Genomic DNA, 19,778 nt, shown 5'->3' on the forward strand with positions numbered 1-19,778 from the left:
TGAATGGGTGGGCCCTGGCGCGGGCGTCAGGCTTTGAAATAGGCTTGAAGCTGGGCGGCCAGGGCGGCGAGCTTCTCGGGACGCTCGTTGCCGAACCGTTTCCAGACTTGCATGCAAGGGGTGAGCAGGGGGTGGATGATGATGTCTTCGCGCGACAGCAACGGGTCGCAGAACCTGAAGACAGCCATTACCTCGGCCACCTTTTCGGGTGTGAGGCGCAGCAGACGGGCCAGTTCGGCCACCTCGGGAGTCTCTGCCGCCATGGTGACGGGCGTGAGACGGAAGTAGAGATCGAGTATCATGATGAGCTGAACGGGCGTGATTGGCTCTGCGTCGGTATCGGTGGTGGCCACGGGTTTGAAGTCTTTCTCCCACGACTCGTTCACCTCCACGCCGGCATAGAACTCCTCGGAGTTGCCGAATCCAATCATCTGTCGGAGCAGTGCCGTGCCGCGTGCCAGCTTCCGCGGACTGTGGGCGTACTTGTCCCAAAGATTTTGCAGGCGCGGCGTGTCGATTTGCCGGAGCCTGAACATCTGCCTGTAGAGATAGTCGGGAGCGATGTGAAGCTCCAGGGCGAGGCCTACGAGGGCGCGGCTGTAGAGGGGCTTCACGCCTTGTGGCCGCCGTAGATAGAGTTGCATGAGCAGCAGCCAGTATTCATCATGCCATAGGGAATGCTTCGCCATACCGTTTCTTCTTCCGTCTGTTTTGCTTGCTTTCCACAAAGTTACGGCAAAATTCTGAGACGGGCCGCACTTTCGTCGACTTTTTATCGCTCCTTTGTAAAAAGGCCCCCACCATCTGGCGGGAGCTGTGCGGACGGGGGAGTGGGGGTGTTGCAGGCGGCGGCGGGAATGCCCCGACGGGCATGCGGGCCGGCGCGGAGCCCGGCCCCTACGGCAAAACACGTGTTCTAAATAGGGAGAAAACATGTTCCCGGCCGCCAATGCCCTGTGTAATCGTATCGCGATAATGGCGTAATCGCGTGATGATTACGGCTTTATCGCCGGGCCTTTACGGCGTAATCACGGGGCGATTACGCCGTGGAGGTTTTGCCGTTACGGCCTGACGGTGCAAAGGTTGCGGCTTGACGGCATAAAGGATGTGGCTTGACGGTGCAACGTTCGCGTCATGCCGGTGTGTAGTTTGCGGCGTGCCGCCCCGTGCCGTGCCGGCCGGAACCTCTCGCATCAACAAGGAATGGTGCGCCGCGCAGTATGCGGACTATGGCTTGGCATAGGGTGCCTGCATGGCCATCTTGCGGCTGTCCCAGGGCGCCGGGGCCCCGCCGAGGTATTGGTGGAACCATTCCAGATGGGCATTGTAGTAGAGCGGCATCGATTTCAGGCCGCTGGGCCAGTGCCCGTCGTTGTCGAAGATGATGAGGCGGGAGGGGATGCCGAGCGTCTGCAGGGTGTTGAAGTACTGCACCGACTGCATGTAGGGCACGCGGTAGTCGCGCTCGCCGGTGATGATGAGCGTGGGGGTAGCGAAGTTGCGCACGTATTCCGAGGGGCTCCACTTCTGGTAAAGCGGCGAGTTCCACGGCTGTCCCTCCAGCTCGAAGTTGGGGAACCACAGTTCTTCGGTGCCGCCCCACATGGAGCGCAGGTCGAAGAGGCCCATCATCGAGGCCAGACACTTGAAGCGGCGGGTCTGTCCCTGCAGCCAGTTCATGAAGTAGCCGCCATACGACCAGCCCATGGCGCCCATGCGGGTGGAGTCTACATAGGAGAGCTGGGCCAAGGCGTCGGTGACGCGCATCACGTCCTCGTAGGGCCGGCCACCCCACGAACCGCTGATGGCGCGGCAGAACTGCTGGCCGTAGCCCGTGGAGCCGTGGGGGTTGGGATAGGCTACGACATAGCCCGCGCCGGGGTAGACCTGCCAGTCGGGACGGTAGGAGTCCATCCATTGCATCTGCGGACCGCCGTGCACATTGATGACGAGGGGGTACCTGCGGGCGGGATCGAAGCCGTGGGGCTTCACCACAAAGAACTCCACCGAGTCGCCGTCGGCCCCCGTGACCCACATGGCCTCGGAGGGACGGAAGTCTACGGTCGCCACGAGACTGTCGTTCAGGTGGGTGACGGGCAGCTCGGACAGGCTCTGCCGGGCGCGTGGCGCGTCGGCCCATGCGGCTTTGCCGTCAGGGCGCGACACGTAGAGCTCGGCGGGGCGGCCGGTCGACGACCAGGTGTAGTACACGTAGCCCTGTCGGTCTACGTCGAAACTGCCGATGGCTCGGCGGCCTATCAGTTTGGTGATGCGGTCGGGCTGCAGGGTGGTTTTGTTCGTCTTCGAGACGGTCGTGCCGGGAGCCGATGCGGTTTTGGCGGGCTTGAGCGTGAGCCGGTAGAGGGGCGCGTAGCCTTTTTCCTGGCCCAGGAAGTAGATGCTGCGCGAGTCGGCGGCCCACTTGTAGTCGTCCACCCAGTTGTCGAACTGCTCGGTGAGCACGGTTTTCCGGCCGGTCTGCCGGTCGTAGAGGCCGAGAATGAAGCGGTCGCTCTCGTAGCCCGGCGTGCGCTGGAAGCGGTAGGCGATGTATCGGCCGTCGGGACTGTACTGCGGACTGCCGTCCCAGGCGGGGTTCTCGGCCGTGATGTTCTTGGCCTCGCCCCCGCCGACGGGCACCGTCCAGAGGTCGCAGTTGGTCGAAGCCTCGGGGTGCAGGTCGTGGTTGCTCAGGTAGCACAGCTCCCGCGAGTCGGGCGAGAAGGCAAATCCCGTGGGCCCTCCGGGCGAGAACACGGGGCTGTGGAAGCGGCCGGGCGTCACGTCGGTGTAGGTTTTCTCCTTGATGTTGTAGACGATGATGTGCCAGTAGCGGCCGTCGCTGTAGCTGGTCCAGTGGCGGTAGAGCAGTTCGTCGGCTACGTGTGCCTGGATGGGGTTGCGGGCTTTGCGGTCCATTGCCTCCTTGTTGGCCTTGCCGTCGGCCCCGCCTATCTCGGGAAACACCTCGGCCGCAAAGGCGATGAGGTTGCCGTCGGGCGAGAGCACGGGGCTCTGTATACCCAGTGCATAGTCGGTGATTTTCTCGTTTTGGCCGTTGGTGTGGCGGTACACCTGCGTTGTTCCGTCGGCATACGACAAAAAGTAGAGGCTTTTGCCATCCTGCGACCAAAAGGGCGAAAAGCTCTTTCCGTCGGTCGTCACGGCACGGGTCTCTCCGTGGGCGATGCCCCGCAGACCGGAGGCGGTGGGCACGTTGAGCAGGATGTCGGAGTACGATTTCTGGGCCGCCAGGTCTTGACGGCTCACTCCGTAGGCCAGCATTCCCGTGGCCGAAACGGTTGGCGACGAGGCATATTTCACACGATAAACGTCTTCGATGGTGAAGGCGCGCTTCTGGCCCGCGGCGTTTGCCGCCGCAAGCAGGGTCAGAGAGAGTATAAATGTCTTTTTCATTGCTGTGGACTGATGTGGTGCAAAGATATGTATTTTCCGGCAAAAACGGCGTAAACGCTTGGAAAATATATGCTTTACACGGCAGTTTCAGGCAAAGTGCGACAAAAAAGTGTAAAGTATTCGTACCGTGATGGCCGCATGTCGTTTCGGCGGCTTCCGCGTGGCGACAGTGGGGCTTCCGGCTGCGGCTGGCGGCTCTCAAAGCGCAAAAAAGTGGGTGAAAGCGGTGGTGAAATGGCCGGGAGGGGGTGGAGTGTGGGAGAAAGAGGGCTGCAACGGGGGCGAACGATGGGGGATGGAGGCGGTTTGCCGGTTGGTTTCGGGGCGAAACGCCAAGAAAAAGGTGCAGCTTTCGAGTGGCTGCACCCTGTGTTGGCGGTGTAAATGTCGGCGTATGGCCGTGAGGCCGCTATATAATAAGAGGTGTAAGCTGTCGCGACGGCCGCATGGCCCTGCCCGCGGGGCTGGGTGGAGCTGCCGTGGCGGCTCACTGGCTGAGCAGCCGCAACAGCTCGGCCATGCCCTCGGAAGCACCCTTACGGATGTGGGTGACCTGCCGGCCGATGCCCGCCGATACGGGATTGGGGTCGATGAGATACACCGGACAGTCGCGCCGTGTGTACTGCACCAGCCCGGCTGCGGGGTACACATTGAGTGAGGTGCCGATGATAACGAACGCGTCGGCCCCGGTCGCCTCGCGTGCCGCAGGCTCCAGCATGGGCACGCTTTCGCCGAAAAACACGATGAACGGCCGCAGCAACGAGCCGTCGCCGGCCGTGGATCCGGGTGCCACGTCGCTGTCGGCCTGGCTCAACGAGCGGATGTAGCGCGCATCGTAAGGGTCGGCCGACGAGCACACCTTGGTGAGCTCGCCGTGCAGGTGAATCACGTTTGTCGAGCCGGCACGCTCGTGCAGGTTGTCCACATTCTGCGTAAGCACGGACACTTCGTAGTCTTTTTCCATGCCGGCAATGAGCCGATGGCCCTCGTTGGGCTCGGCGTCCCACAGCTTTCGCCGCATCTTGTTGTAGAATTCAGTCACCAAAGTGGGGTTGGCCTCCCAGCCCTCGTGCGAGGCTATCTGCTCCACGGGGTAGTTTTCCCACAGTCCGTCGTTGCCGCGGAACGTCTTGAAGCCGCTCTCTACCGACATGCCGGCCCCTGTGAGAAACACAATTTTCTTCTTCATAGGCTTTTCGTGATGAACTGTTATTATTGCACAAAAATAACAATTTTTCCCCAATAATGGTGTGGCGACCGATTAAAAATAGTAACTTTGCACATTAATCATTAATCTATAAACGACGAAATGGACAAAGTTAGTTACGCGTTGGGCATGAGCATAGGGCACCAGCTCCAGCAGATGAACGCGACGGAATTGAACATTGACGACTTCGGGCAGGCGCTGCGGGACGTTTTTGCCGGCAAGGCTGCCCTTTCCGAGGGAGACGCACAGGCCGCCGTGCAGGCGTTTTTCGATCAGAAATCCGAGGAGAAAGCCAAGTCGGCCAAGGCCGACGGCGAGAAGTTCTTGGCCGAGAATGCCGGGAAAGAGGGTGTGGTGACCCTGCCCTCGGGACTGCAATACCAGGTGTTGCGCGAGGGTAACGGCAGGAAGCCCGCCGCCACCGACCAGGTGGAGTGCCATTATGAGGGCACGCTCATCGACGGTCAGGTGTTCGACAGCAGCTACCGCCGCGGCGAAACGGCCACGTTCGGCCTCAATCAGGTCATTGCAGGATGGACAGAAGGCTTGCAGCTCATGCAGGAAGGTGCCAAGTATCGCTTCTTCATCCCCTACACGCTGGGCTATGGAGAGCGCGGCGCAGGCCAGTCTATCCCGCCATTTGCCACGCTCATCTTCGACGTGGAACTCGTCAAAGTCAAGTAAATCAACTGCAGAAAGACCATAAAAGAACAATTTTAAATAAACCAATGAAAAGTTTGAAAGCATTAGCCGTCATGGCTATCGCCGCTGCTGCGTTCAGTGCTTGCGGCAACTCCACCCCCAAAGCCGATTTGAAAACCGACCTGGACTCCATGAGTTATGCCATTGGCGTGCTCCAGTCTCAGTACGTGCGCCAGGCCATTGAGCAGGGCCAAGTGATCGACACTACCTATATGGACGAGTTCGTCAAGGGTATCAACGAGGGTGTTAATGCCGGTGACGACAAGAAGAAACAGGCCTACATCATGGGCCTTCAGGTGGGCCAGCAGCTCTCTACACAGATGGTTAAGGGCATCAATCACGAGGTGTTTGGCTCCGATTCCACGAAGACCATCTCGCTGAAGAACCTCCTGGCCGGCTTCATCACTGGTGCAACGGGCAAGAAAGCACTCTTCACCACGGAGGCTGCCAACCAGATTGCCCAGTCCAAAATGGAGTCCATCAAGAGCCAAACCATGCTCAAAGAGTTCGGTCCCAACAAGGTAGCGGGTGAGAAATTCCTGGCCGAGAACAAGAAAAAGCCTGGTGTTGTGACCCTGCCTTCGGGCTTGCAGTACAAGGTTATCAAGGAAGGCAAGGGTGCCATTCCCACCGATACTACCACCGTTAAGGTGAATTACGAGGGCCGTACCATCGACGGAAAGGTGTTCGAGAGCTCCTACACCAACGGCCAGGGCCCGGTAACCATCCAGCCCAAGCAGTTTATTCCCGGTTGGACCGAGGCGTTGACCCACATGCCCGAGGGCTCCGTATGGGAAGTTTACATCCCTCAGAACCTGGCTTACAAGGAGCGTCAGGCCGGCCAAATCAAGCCGTTCTCCACGCTTATCTTCAAGATTGAACTCATCAAGGTAGGCAAATAATCGCTTGGCTATGAAGAAGTTATTTCTGTTTGGCACCATCCTTCTGGCTGGTGCACTGCTCAGCACGGCACAGGCCGGCAAGAAAAAAGACAAGGACAAGAAGGCTGCCGCAGCGCAACCTTCGCTTGCAGTCGCCCTCACCACGACGTCCGACAGCATGAGTTACGCCGCCGGCTATGCCGCCACACAGGGTCTTGAGACTTATTTGCAGCGTCAGCTGGGTGTGGACACGGCCTATATGGCCGACTTTGTGCGGGGTTACCGCGAGGCCGTGGCCAAGTCGTCCGATCCTGCTTATACGGCCTATATGGCCGGCACCAACATTGCCAGGCAGGCCGCCTCGCAGATTTTCCCCGGCATGGGCAAGGAACTTGCCGGCACGCCCGACTCGCTGACGAGCGCCCTTTTCCACGAGGGATTCCTCGCCGGAGTGCAGGGCGACACCGCCATTGTCGGCATGGAGCAGGCCCGCAGCCTGTACGAGACCCACATCAAAGCCATAACCGAGGCCAAGAACGCCGCCTACAAGGCCGAGAACGAGGCCTGGCTCAAGGACAACGCAACCAAGAGCGGCGTGGTGACTCTGCCCTCGGGGCTGCAGTATAAGGTGCTCACCGCCGGTACGGGAGCCAAGCCCACGGCCGAGCAAACGGTCGAAGTGGTCTACGAAGGCAAGATGATCGACGGCACCGTTTTCGACGCCACGTCGCGCCACAACGGGCAGAAGACCGACAAGTTTGAGTGCAACCGCGTCATCAAGGGCTGGACAGAGGCCCTCACCAACATGCCCGTGGGCAGCAAATGGGAGATTTATATCCCACAGGAGCTGGGCTACGGCGACCGCGCTGCCGGCCAAATCAAGCCTTATTCCACGCTCATCTTCACCGTCGAGCTCGTGGGCATCGAGGCTCCCGAGGCCGCAGCCGACAAGGCGGAAGCCGTTCCGACCAAGGCCGCCGCAGCCAAGACGGCCAAGGGCAAGGGCCGCCGCAAGTAACTGCCAACGACTTTCGATGCCCCTGCAAGGGGCGAACCATGAGCAAAATGCACGGATATGAGAAAATATCCGTGCATTTTGTTGTCTATCTCATTTAGTTTATCTACTTTTGCTAACACTTAGCAGACGAAATGATAAAACGTTTAAAATGGAAAAGATAGACAATCTCGACAAGAAGATACTCTCCATTCTCTCCTGCAATGCCCGTATTCCCTTCAAGGATGTAGCGGCCGAATGCGGTGTCTCGAGGGCGGCCATCCACCAGCGCGTGCAGCGGCTCATGGAGTCGGGAGTCATTACCGGCAGCGGTTTCGACGTGAATCCGAAGAGCCTCGGCTACAGCACCTGCACCTACGTAGGCCTTAATCTGGAGCGTGGCTCCATGTATAAAGAGGTGGTGAAACGCATGGACAGCATTCCGGAGATTGTGGAATGCCACTTCACCACCGGTCCCTACACCATGCTTCTCAAGGCTTATGCACGCGACAATGAGCAGTTGATGGACCTGCTCAACAACAAGTTGCAGACCATTCCAGGCGTTGTTTCCACCGAGACGCTTATCTCTTTGGAGCAGAGTATCAAGCGCGAGATACCTGTGAGCTTTGAAGAATCATGAACCATTTCGACCTTGAGTCGCATCTGACAGCCGTCTATGCGACGTTCCCCGAAGCCAATCGTCGCCCGATGATTGGCATCACAACCAATTATTCCGACGGCGATGCCACCCTGCGCGACCGTTATTACAAGCAGGTGGTGGCGGCCGGCGGCATCCCAATCCTTATTCCTCCCGTGGCCGACAAGCAGGTTTTGGTCAACACGCTCGACCATTTGGACGGCCTGTTGCTCACCGGCGGCGGCGACTACAACCCGCTCTGGGCGGGCGACGAGCCCTCGCCCCTGCTTCATGGCATCAATGCCGAGCGCGATTTGCCCGAGCTGATGCTCACGCGTCTGGCCTTCAACCGCCAGATTCCCATGCTCGGCATCTGCCGTGGCATGCAGACTCTGGCCGTGGCGTTGGGGGGAAAGGTGGCGCAGGACATCAGCGACGAAGCCCCTCGCGGCCTCTCCCCTATCCCCTCTCCAACGGGGAAGGAGGCCGGCCGGCCGGCGGAGCATCTGCATCCACGCATCAAACACGCGCAGGATGCCGACCGCAGCGAGCCCACCCACACTATCGCCATCGCCCCCGGTTCCTGTCTTTCCGAGATCTACGGCGTTCATTCCTCCTCCCTCGCTGGAGCAGAGCAGAGCAGAATGGGCGCTCATTCCCCCTCCCCCATTGGGGAAAGCCAGGAAGGAGTTGCCATTGAGGCCTGTAGGTTGACCGTCAATTCCTTCCACCACCAGGCCGTTTCCGACCCCGGCCGCCGCTTCCGCATCACGGCTGTGGCCCCCGACGGCGTGGCCGAGGCCATGGAGAGTGCCGAGTTCAAGCCCATTATGGGCGTGCAGTGGCATCCCGAATGGCTGGGCGAGGAGGGGCAGAAACTCTTCCGATGGCTCGTCAGCCGCGCCCACAATTTCCATGTGGCCAAGGAGTTGCACCAGCGCATCCTCACGCTCGACACCCATTGCGACACGCCGATGTTCTTTCCGCAGGGCGTGCAATTCGACCATCGCGACCCGCGAATACTCTACGATCTGCACAAGATGACCGAGGGCCGGCAGGACGCCGTCATCATGGTGGCCTACCTGCCGCAGCCCAAACTCGGCGAGCAGTTCTCGCAAAAGGTGGACGTGGGCGGCATCATCCGCCACAATCCCGACCTGAAAGACCTGCCGCCACAGCTCTCGCCCACGGCCTACGCCGACCTTATCTTCAACAAGCTCGAGCAGATTGTCGACCGAAACAGTCTCTACATCAGCATCGCCCGCACGCCGGCCGACCTCTATGAGGACAAGCGCAAGGGGCGTAAGAGCATCATGTTCGGCATCGAGAACGGCCTGGCCCTGAACCACGACCTGGCCAACGTGCGCCACTTTGCCCGGCGCGGCGTGGTCTACATCACGCTCTGCCACAACGGCGACAACGACATCTGCGACAGTGCACGCGGCAGCGGCATGCACGGCGGCGTGTCAACGTTCGGCGAAAAAGTCATTCGGTGCATGAACGACGAGGGCATCATGGTCGATTTGAGCCATGGTGCCGAGAAGTCGTTCTACGATGCGCTCGACATCAGCCGCACGCCCATCGTGTGTTCGCACAGCAATTGCCGTGCCCTGTGCGACGTGCCGCGCAACCTTACCGACGACCAGCTGCGTGCCCTGGCCCGCAAGGGCGGCGTGGCCCACGTGACGCTCTACCACGGATTCCTGCGCCGTCAGGGCGAGGCCACGCTGATGGACGCCATCGACCACCTGGAGCACGCCATCAGTATCATGGGTATAGACCACGTGGGCATCGGCACCGACTTCGACGGTGACGGCACCGTGCGGGGCTGTGCCGACGCTTCCGAGCTCGTCAACTTCACGCTCCACCTGCTGCGACGCAAGTACAGCGAGCGCGACATCCAGAAGATATGGGGAGGCAACTGGCTGCGCGTCATGTCGCTTGTGCAGTCGTCCAAACGATAGAACACACCACAACAAGCAAGTCTCAATGAAGAAATCCATGAAGATAACCATAGCCGTGGCCGCCGCAGCCATCGTCGGCCTCTATGCCAGCGGGGTCTACAAGGGCTGGCGCGAGGCCGCCGGGGCCGGCAGCAACGAAGCAGAAGAGACCGAGGAGGCCGAGAAACTGGCCCCCGTGGGCCCGGAGTTCAATGCCGATTCGGCCTATGCCTTTGTCCGGGCGCAGTGCGATTTTGGTCCGCGCGACATGAATTCGCGCGGCCATGAGCAGTGTCTCGACTGGCTCGTGGCCCGGTTCCGGCAGTATGGCTGCACCGTCACCACCCAGCGGGCCCAGCTCAAGGGCTACGACGGCACCCTGCTGAACAGCACCAACATCATGGCCAGCCACAACCCCGCGGCCACCACACGCGTCATGCTCTGCGCCCACTGGGACTCGCGTCCCTGGGCCGACAACGACCCCGACTCGCTGAACTGGCGCAAGCCCATCCTCGCCGCCAACGACGCGGCCAGCGGCGTAGCCGTCATGCTGGAGCTGGCGCGGCTGCTGCAATCGGCAGCCGCCACGGGCAAGGGCGGGCAGAAACTGGAGCTCGGCGTGGACTTCGTGTGCCTTGATGCCGAGGACTGGGGCACGCCGCAATGGAGCTCTCTGCCCGACGACGCAGGCTCCTGGGCCCTCGGCGCCCAGTATTTCGCAGCCCACTTGCCCCAAGGCTACGCCCCCCGCTACGGCATCCTGCTCGACATGGTGGGCGGTCAGGGCGCACGGTTCTACCGGGAGGGCATGTCCATGCAGTATGCTCCCGAGATTGTCAAAAAGGTTTGGCGCGCCGCCCGCCAGGCCGGCTACGGCTCTTATTTCCCCAAGGCCGACGGCGGTATGATTACCGACGACCACGTGCCCCTGAACCAGACGGCCCGCATTCCCTGCATCGACGTCATTCCGTATTACCCTGACTGTCGGCAGAGTTCGTTCGGACCCACGTGGCATACACTGGCCGACGACCTGCAACACATCGACAAAAACACCCTCAAGGCCGTGGGACAGACGATGGTGCAGGTGTTGTTCACGGAGCAATAAGACGGTTGTAATTCAAAATTCAGAATTCAAAATTCAAAATGCCGCGCCGTATTAATTCAAAATTCAGAATTCAAAATTCAAAATTTTGCGCGGTGGCTTTTGGCGAAAGACCATGTTGTCTGCGTCAAGAGCCTGTGTAATCGCGCGGTTTCTACGCTGTATTCGCTTTGCGAAAACGGCGTAATCGCACTGCGTTTGCGCCGTAATCGCGCGGCCATTTTCCCGTAATCGCACGGCCTTTGCGGCGCAATCGCAGGGCCACGGCGGGCCGGCGGCGGCTGTTCGGTGCGGCCGAGGCACCGATACGGGCATTTTTACGGGGTGCGGCCGACCCGTTTTTGCCATCTTTTTGCTATCTTTGTAGGCAAAAACAAGCATCTGCTCATGGACGCATTGACCTATCTCGAATCCCATTGCCAGCTGCGCCGCAACGTGCTCACCGGCGAAACGCTCTACGCTCCCAAGGGCAGCGACGACTTCAGGCCGCTGTCCAAGGAGGCGGCCAACACGCTCGTGCTCGAGGCCGGACGCGACGGCGTGGGGCTCACCGACGCGCTGCTCACCCGCTATCTGGAGTCCACGCTCATCGAGCAATGGAATCCTGCCGAGGCCTGGCTGGGGGAACTGGACGAGTGGGACGGCACCGACCATGTGACGCCCTTTGCCCAACGCATCATCACCTCCAACCCCGACTGGTGCCGCCGCTTCCACAAGTGGATGCTGCAGATGGTGGCACGCTGGATGGGCTACGAGGTGCCGCAGCGCGATGTCATCGTGCCCGTCATCGTGGGACAGTACGGTTACGGCAAGACCTCGTTCTGCAACCTCATCCTGCCCCCCGAGCTGCGGCCCTACTACACCGACCAGATACACGTGCGCGCCACGGCCGAGGTGCACCATCTGGTCACCACTCACCTGCTGCTTTGCCTGGACGAGTTCTATCAGGACAACACCGACCAGCAGCCCGTGGCCCGTTATCTCTTTGCGCGCAGCACGCCGGTGCTGCGCCTGCCCTACGGCGCCACGCGCGAACGGCGCGCCAGCTATGCGGCCTTCATCGCCACCACGGGCAACCTGCACCCCATGACCGACGCCGCCGGCGCGGCCCATCTGGTGTGTGTCGAGGTGGAGCGGCGCATCGACCTGCAGACGCCCGTGCCCTACGCACAGCTCTATGCGCAGCTCAAGGCCGAGATAGACAGCGGCGCCGACTTTGCCCTCACCGACGAAGACCGCGAGGGAATGGCCGTGCAGAACTCGCCTTTCCAGGAGGCCGACAACCTGGTGAAGATGGTCTCCATGCTCTATTCGGCCGCCCCGCGCGGCAAGAAGGTGAAAGCAACCTACGTTGATGCCATCATCGACAGGCTGATGAAGGAGTACCCTTACTGGACGCCGGGCGAGCATGTCAACCAGGATGTGGGCTTCGCCTTGCAGGATGCGGGCTTCGTGCGCACCCGCATCCACGGCCGTTCGGCCTACAAGGTGGTGGAGCGCGACCCGCGCAAGATGGAGCCGGCCGAGGAAACGGCGCCGGAAGACGAGGCCGAAAACTTCGACAACAACCCCTTGGCGCGTGCGTTGCTGGCGGGGTTGGGCAATCTTGTAAAGAAATAAAACAACAGGAATGAAAAAGATCATGACGCTCATCGTGGGCGCATTGTGCTCCCTCGCCCTGCATGCGCAGGGCTATTACACGCAGTATTATGCCGACAAGACGCTGCGCAGCGAGGCCGCCGAGTGGGTGAAGAGCGGCGCATGGCGCAATGGATTCACCAAGGCCTCGCCCCACGCCACGGTGAATGCCGTGGACTTCTACCTGCAATATCGGAAGAATCCCGCGCAGTGGCGCGCCCTGTTCGAGTGGGTGCAGCAGACCGACCTGCTGGCCCTGCCCAAGGGCCGCACGCCCATCCCCGGCACCACGCTCGTGGCCAGCGTGGAGGACGACGAGAACCGGGACCTCGCCCGGCAGCGTTCCGAGAGCCACTACCACCACATCGACTTCCAGTACGTGGTGCGGGGCACCGAGCGCTTCGGGCTCATCGACCACTACACCAGCACGCCCAACACGGTCTACCGCCCCGATGTTATCCATTACGACTACGACGTGGCGAGGGCCCGCTTTTACGACAGCCGCCCCGACGAGTTCTTTATCTTCTTTCCCGGCGACTGGCACATCGCCAAAGTGAAGACCGACCTGCCCGACCAGCACATCCGGGTGGTGGTCATCAAGGTCGACTACAAATAAGCAACCCAAGCCCAATTCCTTATGGCAAACAACGAAAAGGCCCTCACACCGATGATGAAGCAGTTCTTCTCGATGAAGGCCAAGCACCCCGACGCCATGCTGCTCTTCCGTTGCGGCGACTTCTACGAGACCTACGGCAGCGACGCCGTAGAGGCCGCACGCGTGCTGGGCATCACCCTCACCAAGCGCAACAACGGCGGAAACACCGGCGAGACGGCCATGGCCGGATTCCCGCACCACGCCCTCGACACCTATCTGCCCAAGCTCATCCGCGCCGGCAAGCGCGTGGCCATCTGCGACCAGCTGGAAGATCCCAAGAAGAAACGCGAGGCCATCAAGGGCAAGCGGGGCCTCTCTGAGATGGACAAGATGGTGAAGCGGGGCATCACCGAACTGGTGACGCCCGGCGTGGCCCTGAGCGACAACGTGCTGAACTACAAGGAAAACAACTTCCTCGCCGCCGTCCACTTCGACAAGGCAGCCTGTGGCATCGCCCTGCTCGACATCTCGACGGGCGAGTTCCTCACCGGCCAGGGCACGTATGACTACGTGGAAAAGCTGCTGGGCAGCTTCTCGCCCAAGGAGGTGCTCTATGAGCGCGCGCGCAAGCAAGACTTTGAACGCTTCTTCGGCACCAAGCACTGTGTGTTCGAGCTCGACGACTGGGTGTTCACCGAACAGGCTGCACGGCAGAAGTTGCTCAAGCATTTCGGCACGAAATCGCTCAAGGGCTTCGGCGTGGAACACCTGCGCGCGGGTGTCGTGGCGGCCGGGGCCATCATGCAGTACCTGGAGCTCACGCAGCATACCAGCATCAAACACATCACCGCCCTGCAGCGCATCGAGGAAGACAAGTACGTGCGCCTCGACCGGTTCACCGTCCGCTCGCTGGAGTTGCTCCAGCCCATGCAGGACGACGGCCTCTCGCTGCTCGACGTGATAGACCGCACGGTCACGCCCATGGGCGGCCGTCTGTTGCGCCGCTGGCTGGTGTTTCCGCTCAAGGAGACGCGTTCCATCGCCGACCGTCAGGACGTGGTCGACTACTTTTTCCGCCAGCCCGACTTCCGCATGGCGGTCGATGAGCAGCTCCATCGCGTGGGCGACCTGGAGCGAATCATCTCCAAAGTGGCCGTGGGCCGCGTGTCGCCGCGCGAGGTGATGCAGTTGCGCAATGCGCTCATGGCCGTGCAGCCCGTCAAGTCGGACTGCCAGAGCGCCGGCAACGACAGCCTGAAACGGCTGGGCGAACAGCTCAGCCTGTGCGAGAGTCTGCGCGAGCGCATCGGCCGCGAGCTGCAGCCCGACCCGCCGCAGCTGGCCAGCAAGGGTGGCGTCATCGCCGAGGGCTACAGCCCCGAGCTCGACGAGCTGCGCGCCATCTCGCGCGGCGGCAAGGACTATCTGCTGCAAATCCAGCAGCGCGAGACCGAGCAGACGGGCATTTCGTCGCTCAAGGTGGGCTTCAACAACGTGTTCGGCTACTACCTTGAGGTGCGCAACACGTTCCGCAACCGCGTGCCCGACACCTGGATACGCAAGCAGACGCTGGCCCAGGCCGAGCGATACATCACGCCCGAACTGAAAGAATACGAGGAGAAGATACTGGGAGCCGAGGAGAAGATACTGATGCTCGAGACGCGCCTCTTCACCGAACTCATCAACGACATGCAGGAATTTATCCCGCAGATACAGATCAATGCCAACGTGCTGGCCCACATCGACTGCCTGCTCTCCTTTGCCAAGGTGGCGGAAGACAATGGCTACGTGCGCCCCATCGTCGATGATGGCGACGCCATCGACATTCGTCAGGGCCGCCATGCCGTCATCGAGACGCAGATGCCGCTGGGCGAACGCTATGTGCCCAACGATGTGAGGCTCGACAGCGAGAAGCAGCAAATCATGATGATTACCGGCCCCAACATGGCCGGTAAGTCGGCCCTGCTGCGCCAGACGGCCCTCATCGTGCTGCTGGCACAGATTGGATGCTTCGTGCCTGCCGAGCGCGCGCAAGTCGGTGTGGTGGACAAGATCTTCACTCGAGTGGGTGCCAGCGACAACCTTTCGCTGGGAGAGTCCACGTTTATGGTCGAAATGACCGAGGCTGCCGACATTCTCAACAACGTGTCGCCGCGCTCGCTGGTGCTCTTCGACGAGCTGGGGCGCGGCACTTCCACCTACGACGGCATCTCCATCGCCTGGGCCATCGTGGAGTATCTGCACGAGCAACCCCGGTCGCGGGCCCGCACGCTCTTTGCCACCCACTACCATGAGCTCAACGAAATGGAGAAGCATTTCGCCCGAATCAAGAACTACAACGTGTCGGTGAGGGAGGTGGACGGCCGCGTTATCTTCCTGCGCACGCTGCAGCCGGGCGGTTCGGAGCACTCGTTTGGCATCCATGTGGCCGAGATTGCAGGCATGCCCCGCTCCATCGTTTCGCGCTCGAAGACCATCCTCAAGCAGCTCGAGGCCGACAATGCAGAGGTGGGCAGCGTGGGCAAACCGTCGGTGGAGCGGCTGGCCGACAGCCGCGACGGCATGCAGCTCAGCATTTTTCAGCTCGACGATCCCGTGCTCTCGCAGGTGCGCGACGAGATTCTGGGCCTCGATATTAACAACCTTACGCCCGTCGAAGCCCTGAACAAGCTCAACGACATCAAGAAGATCGTGACGGGGAGGAGCTGAATGACTTGCCCGCGTGGCGGGTTTCGGCTGTGGTTCCGGCTGGTGTAGGTTTATGTTGTGATGGGTAGTAGGAAGTCGTCCACATTGTCTGGGGTGACGATGGTGTAGGTAGCGTGTGGATAAGCTTTGGCAAAAGAGGCAGGGATATTGGCCTTGCCCTTTTTGGGATTCCACTTGAACTCAAAGGCGCGAAGGGCTCCATTTTCCTCCTCCACAAGGTCAATCTCCTGCTGTTGCTGGGTGCGCCAGAACCAAGAGTTGCAGAATCGTTCCTGTGTATTGAGCATTTTCATGCGCTCGGCTATGACGAAGTTCTCCCAAAGAGCCCCTGTGTCCAGTCGATTTTCCACTTGCTGGAAGTTGGCTATGACCGCATTGCGAATGCCAAGGTCCCAGAAATAGATCTTGCGGCTGGCCTTGAGCTCGTTCCTTAGGTTACGCGAGAAGCTGCCTAAGCGGAAGATAATGAAGCTCTTCTCCAGTACATCTATATATCGCTCTACGGTTTTGGGGCTCAGTCCGATAAGTTGCCCCACCTCGTTGTACGAGACTTGTTCGCCTATTTGGCGTGCCAGTGCCTGCAGAAGCATGGTCAGCTTGTTGGGTTTGCTGATGCTGTCCAGCGAGAGAATGTCCTTGTAGAGGTAACTGTTGGACAGTTCACGCAGCACCGTCTGCTCCTCGCCGGGCGAGGTTACCACCTCCGGATAGTAGCCGTAGACCATCCGATGTGGAATCATGCGGTGCTCTTCGAGCAGATTGGTGTGGGCCGTCATCTCTTGATAAGTGAGTGGAAAGATGTGAAATTCGCGCTTTCTCCCGGTGAGCGGCTCGTTAACCTGCGATGCCAACTGGAACGACGAGCTGCCTGTAGCCACCACTTGCACGCCGGGTACTTGGTCGGTGATGAGCTTCAGCCGCAAGCCGATGTCGGGAATGCGCTGTGCTTCGTCAATCACCACCCAGTGGTTGGCCCCAATCAGAGCTTTGATACGGGTCGAAGTCATATCTGCAAGCAGTTGCCTCACGTCCCAATCGTCTCCATTCAGCCACATCACGCCCTCGCGTTGATCGAACAATTGGTTGAGCAATGTCGATTTGCCCACCTGCCGCGCTCCTAAAATAATGATGGCTTTGCGGCTTCCCAACAGTTTCTCAATGCTTTGTTGCTGTTGTCTTTCTATCATAAACGTACCTCGATTGCTTGTTGCAAAGATAAGAATTTTGTAGTCGACTACAAATAAATTATAAGAATTTTGTAGTCGATTACGGTTTTCTTGCTTTTTAACTATGACTTTCTTGTGATTCGGTTACGGTTTTCTTGTGATTTGAAATAATGGGGAAGACATCAGGAATCGGGCGGGCTACTTGCCCGCCCGCTGGGTTTCGGTGTCGCGGTTGTCGTGATATACCTTTTTGATGTGGCGGCCGCCGAAGCTCCATGTGGCGCGCAAGGAGAGGTAACGGGCGTGCACGTCCAGGCTGTTTTGCGCGGTGAAGCCGATGTAGCGGGCCGTGGTGTGGGTGACGTTCCAGCGGAACGGGTCGCCGCCCGCCAGGCGCAGCTTCAGCCGGTTGTCCATGCAGCTGTAGGCGAGAGCCCAGTAAAGACGGGTCAGGGGGCCGGTGCGGTTCGTCTGCCAGTAGGCGGAGAAGTCGTGATGGCAGGTTACGGAGGCCACGAGCGTCTTCTGCGCATTGAGCATCAAGGCCAGCGTGCCGCCCACGCGCCGGCCCCAACCGTGCATGGATTGCAGGTTGGACAGCGCGTCAGCGTGGGCATTGTGGTAGTAAACTTCGGCTTCTGCCTGCACGTTGAGCCAGGACAGCAGGTTCCGTTTGTAGGTGGAGTAGAGTCCGCTCTTGTCGTGACGCACGCCGTTGACGGGGCTGCCCACCTGTGTTCCGTCGGTTCCAAAGGCCACGTTCCAGCCTGTCTCGTTGCTGCCGTGGTCGTTGTAGAGAACGAGATAAAGTCCCCGTCCATTGTTGTAGTTGAGCTCGGCGTTGCGCGTGTAGGCCGCCGTGAGCTGCGGATTTCCCGTTACATAGTTGGTCACGGTGGTGTAGCTGCGAAACGGATTCAGGTCGTTGAAGTTGGGACGACCTATCCCACAGTTCACGGCCAGGCCGACAACGTGGCCCTCATGAGGCTGCCAACTGAGGTGAAGCGTGGGGAAAAGGCGGCCGTAATGGTTGCTGTTGGTCTGCCCGGTAGTGTGCTGACGGCCGTGCGTCCAGGTGTATTCGTAGCGCAGTCCGGCCTGTGCCCGGAGCCGTTTGCCAAGGTCGCGGCGGGCCGAAAAGTAGCTGGCCGCACTGTGTTCCGAGTAGCCGAAGTCGTTGCTTTCGTTGGTATTCGTTATCCATTGGCCGGCTGTCCGGTTCTCCACCACGATGCCCGAGCGGTTGGAAATGTGGGTGTAGGCGGCCCCGGTTTCCACGTGAAGGGCCTTGAAAGGTAGCTCAAAGTCGAGTTTCAGGGCGTGAATGCGGTAGCGGGCGCGGCTCGACGAGCGCAGCTCCTCCGCCCGCCCGTCGCTCGAAACGGAGGTGTTCTCGCTGCGATAAGGGTCGCAGCTGCCGAAGAAATTGTAGTTCAGGCTCGCGGTTTTGCCCAGGCTGTCGAGCCGCCAGTCGGCATAAAGCGTAGTGCTGACGCTGTGGTTCCACACCGCCGGCTTGTCGGCCGTGCTGCGTGTGCTGTCTGTCTCAATGGTGAGATCGGTCTGGCGGCCTCGCGTGCGGTCGATGTGCACACTGGCCATGGCCCCTATTTCGAGCCGCTGCGTGGGCAGAAACTTCACGATGGAACTGGCGTCGGCCAGCGGCCAATAGGTTTCACTCGTGCGGTCGGACGTGCGCCGGCGGCCGTCGTCAAAGGTGAACACGCTGCGCTGGTGGTTGTACACATGGCCGATGTCGGCGCTCACGCTGGCCGACATCTCTATTTTCCGCGACACATAGCTGGCATTCGCTTCGGGTATCAGGCGGCTGCGGTACTGCCGCTGCACGCACGACGTGAGGCTTCCACTCCATCCACGCGTCTGGTCGCGGCGCATCACGATGTTCACGTAGCCGCCGTTGGCCTCGGCTTTATACTTGGCCGGAGGAATGGTCATGACCTCAATGCGCTCAATATCCTCGGCTTTCAGGCTACGCAGCTTGGCCCGAATGCCCTCGTCCGACATCTCAAGGACGCGCCCGTCGAGCATGAAATGGGTGACTCCCTTGCCCACAACAGAGACCGTCTCGTCGTTCACGCAGAGCATGGGCACGCGGCTCATCACCTCGATGCCGTTCATTCCGAGCGCGTAGGGGTCGTTGGCCACGAGATATTTCAGCCGGTCCACCTCGCTTCTGACCACCCGTCGCATCCCTTTCACGTTGACCTTTTGCAGCGTGTAGCTGTCGGGCGTGAGGCGAAGCGTGCCCAACGGGCCCACGTCGACCGTGCGCCACAGCGTCCGATAGCCCACAAACGACACCCGCAGCAACGCCCGCCGGCAGTGGCATGGCACCACAAAGTCGCCGCCTTCGTTGCTCACACCGCTGGCCATGAGGCTGGAATCCGAGGGGTTGAGCAGGGCCACGTTGGCGTAGGCCACGGGTATTCCTTGGGTATCAACGACTCGCCCCATGGCCTTGAAGCCCTCTTTCTGCGTGCATTCCACGAAAATCAGGCTGTCGCCCATGGTCAGCCGCATGGGGTAGAAGCCGAGCACCTCGCGCACGGCCTCGGGAATGGTGCGGCCGCGCAGCTGTACGGTGACGGTGAAGTCCTCCAGTTCGTCGTAGATAAAGTTGATGGTATAGCGGCGGCTGGCCCGTTCGAGGTCGGCGAGCACCTGGGGAAGCGGCACGCGATGGTAGCTGCGCGTGATGCGTTGGGCCGCCAGGGGGCACAGCGTGCAGAGGGTCCAGGCAAGCAGAATGAGGCGTGGCTTCATGGC

Annotated in this window: 14 protein-coding genes; 9 read left to right on the top strand and 5 right to left on the bottom strand. The window is 60.4% G+C overall.

The genetic code is table 11. The annotated features are described in order from the left end of the window. Positions 1-26: 26 nt before the first annotated feature. The 3 genes from PREDE_RS07000 to PREDE_RS07015 form a co-directional block, all read right to left on the bottom strand. Entirely contained in the window at positions 27-689 is a 663-nt protein-coding gene (locus PREDE_RS07000; RefSeq protein WP_005845385.1) for a hypothetical protein, read from the bottom strand. Between the two features lie 538 nt (positions 690-1,227). Further along, positions 1,228-3,417 (bottom strand): alpha/beta hydrolase family protein, encoded by a 2,190-nt coding sequence (locus PREDE_RS07005; RefSeq protein ID WP_005845387.1) that lies wholly within the window; start codon positions 3,415-3,417, stop codon positions 1,228-1,230. Between the two features lie 487 nt (positions 3,418-3,904). Next, positions 3,905-4,606 (bottom strand): SIR2 family NAD-dependent protein deacylase, encoded by a 702-nt coding sequence (locus PREDE_RS07015; protein WP_005845391.1) that lies wholly within the window; start codon positions 4,604-4,606, stop codon positions 3,905-3,907. A 120-nt stretch (positions 4,607-4,726) separates the two neighbouring features. Between PREDE_RS07015 and PREDE_RS07020 the strand changes: the two genes are divergently transcribed. The 9 genes from PREDE_RS07020 (at position 4,727) to mutS (ending at position 15,825) form a co-directional block, all read left to right on the top strand. After that, on the top strand, positions 4,727-5,308 hold the full coding sequence (locus PREDE_RS07020; protein WP_005845393.1) for an FKBP-type peptidyl-prolyl cis-trans isomerase: 582 nt from the start codon (positions 4,727-4,729) through the stop codon (positions 5,306-5,308). A 44-nt stretch (positions 5,309-5,352) separates the two neighbouring features. Continuing rightward, positions 5,353-6,228 (top strand): FKBP-type peptidyl-prolyl cis-trans isomerase N-terminal domain-containing protein, encoded by an 876-nt coding sequence (locus PREDE_RS07025; protein ID WP_005845395.1) that lies wholly within the window; start codon positions 5,353-5,355, stop codon positions 6,226-6,228. Positions 6,229-6,238: 10 nt separating this feature from the next. After that, complete coding sequence (locus PREDE_RS07030; RefSeq protein WP_005845397.1) at positions 6,239-7,225, top strand: FKBP-type peptidyl-prolyl cis-trans isomerase; 987 nt, start codon at positions 6,239-6,241, stop codon at positions 7,223-7,225. 148 nt (positions 7,226-7,373) lie between these two features. Continuing rightward, positions 7,374-7,841, top strand: a complete 468-nt coding sequence (locus PREDE_RS07035; RefSeq protein WP_005845401.1) for an Lrp/AsnC family transcriptional regulator — start codon at positions 7,374-7,376, stop codon at positions 7,839-7,841. Next, positions 7,838-9,802, top strand: coding sequence for a fused gamma-glutamyl-gamma-aminobutyrate hydrolase/peptidase (locus PREDE_RS07040; protein WP_005845402.1), 1,965 nt, complete (start codon positions 7,838-7,840; stop codon positions 9,800-9,802). The genes PREDE_RS07035 and PREDE_RS07040 overlap by 4 nt, the downstream gene beginning before the upstream one ends. Before the next feature lie 25 nt (positions 9,803-9,827). Next, positions 9,828-10,886: a M28 family peptidase gene (locus PREDE_RS07045; RefSeq protein WP_005845404.1), complete on the top strand. Its 1,059-nt coding sequence runs from the start codon at positions 9,828-9,830 to the stop codon at positions 10,884-10,886. 384 nt (positions 10,887-11,270) lie between these two features. Next, on the top strand, positions 11,271-12,503 hold the full coding sequence (locus tag PREDE_RS07050; RefSeq protein WP_005845408.1) for a VapE domain-containing protein: 1,233 nt from the start codon (positions 11,271-11,273) through the stop codon (positions 12,501-12,503). Positions 12,504-12,513: 10 nt separating this feature from the next. Then, entirely contained in the window at positions 12,514-13,137 is a 624-nt protein-coding gene (locus tag PREDE_RS07055; RefSeq protein ID WP_005845410.1) for a YhcH/YjgK/YiaL family protein, read from the top strand. 21 nt (positions 13,138-13,158) lie between these two features. Continuing rightward, complete coding sequence (gene mutS / locus PREDE_RS07060; protein ID WP_005845412.1) at positions 13,159-15,825, top strand: DNA mismatch repair protein MutS; 2,667 nt, start codon at positions 13,159-13,161, stop codon at positions 15,823-15,825. A 50-nt stretch (positions 15,826-15,875) separates the two neighbouring features. Here mutS and PREDE_RS07065 read toward each other — a convergent pair whose 3' ends face one another. Together PREDE_RS07065 and PREDE_RS07070 are read right to left on the bottom strand one after the other, a co-directional pair. After that, positions 15,876-17,012 (bottom strand): ATP-binding protein, encoded by a 1,137-nt coding sequence (locus tag PREDE_RS07065; protein ID WP_005845414.1) that lies wholly within the window; start codon positions 17,010-17,012, stop codon positions 15,876-15,878. Positions 17,013-17,189: 177 nt separating this feature from the next. After that, complete coding sequence (locus PREDE_RS07070) at positions 17,190-19,775, bottom strand: outer membrane beta-barrel family protein (protein WP_005845416.1); 2,586 nt, start codon at positions 19,773-19,775, stop codon at positions 17,190-17,192. Positions 19,776-19,778 lie beyond the last annotated feature (3 nt).

The organism is Prevotella dentalis DSM 3688, assembly GCF_000242335.1.
Lineage (GTDB): Bacteria > Bacteroidota > Bacteroidia > Bacteroidales > Bacteroidaceae > Prevotella > Prevotella seregens.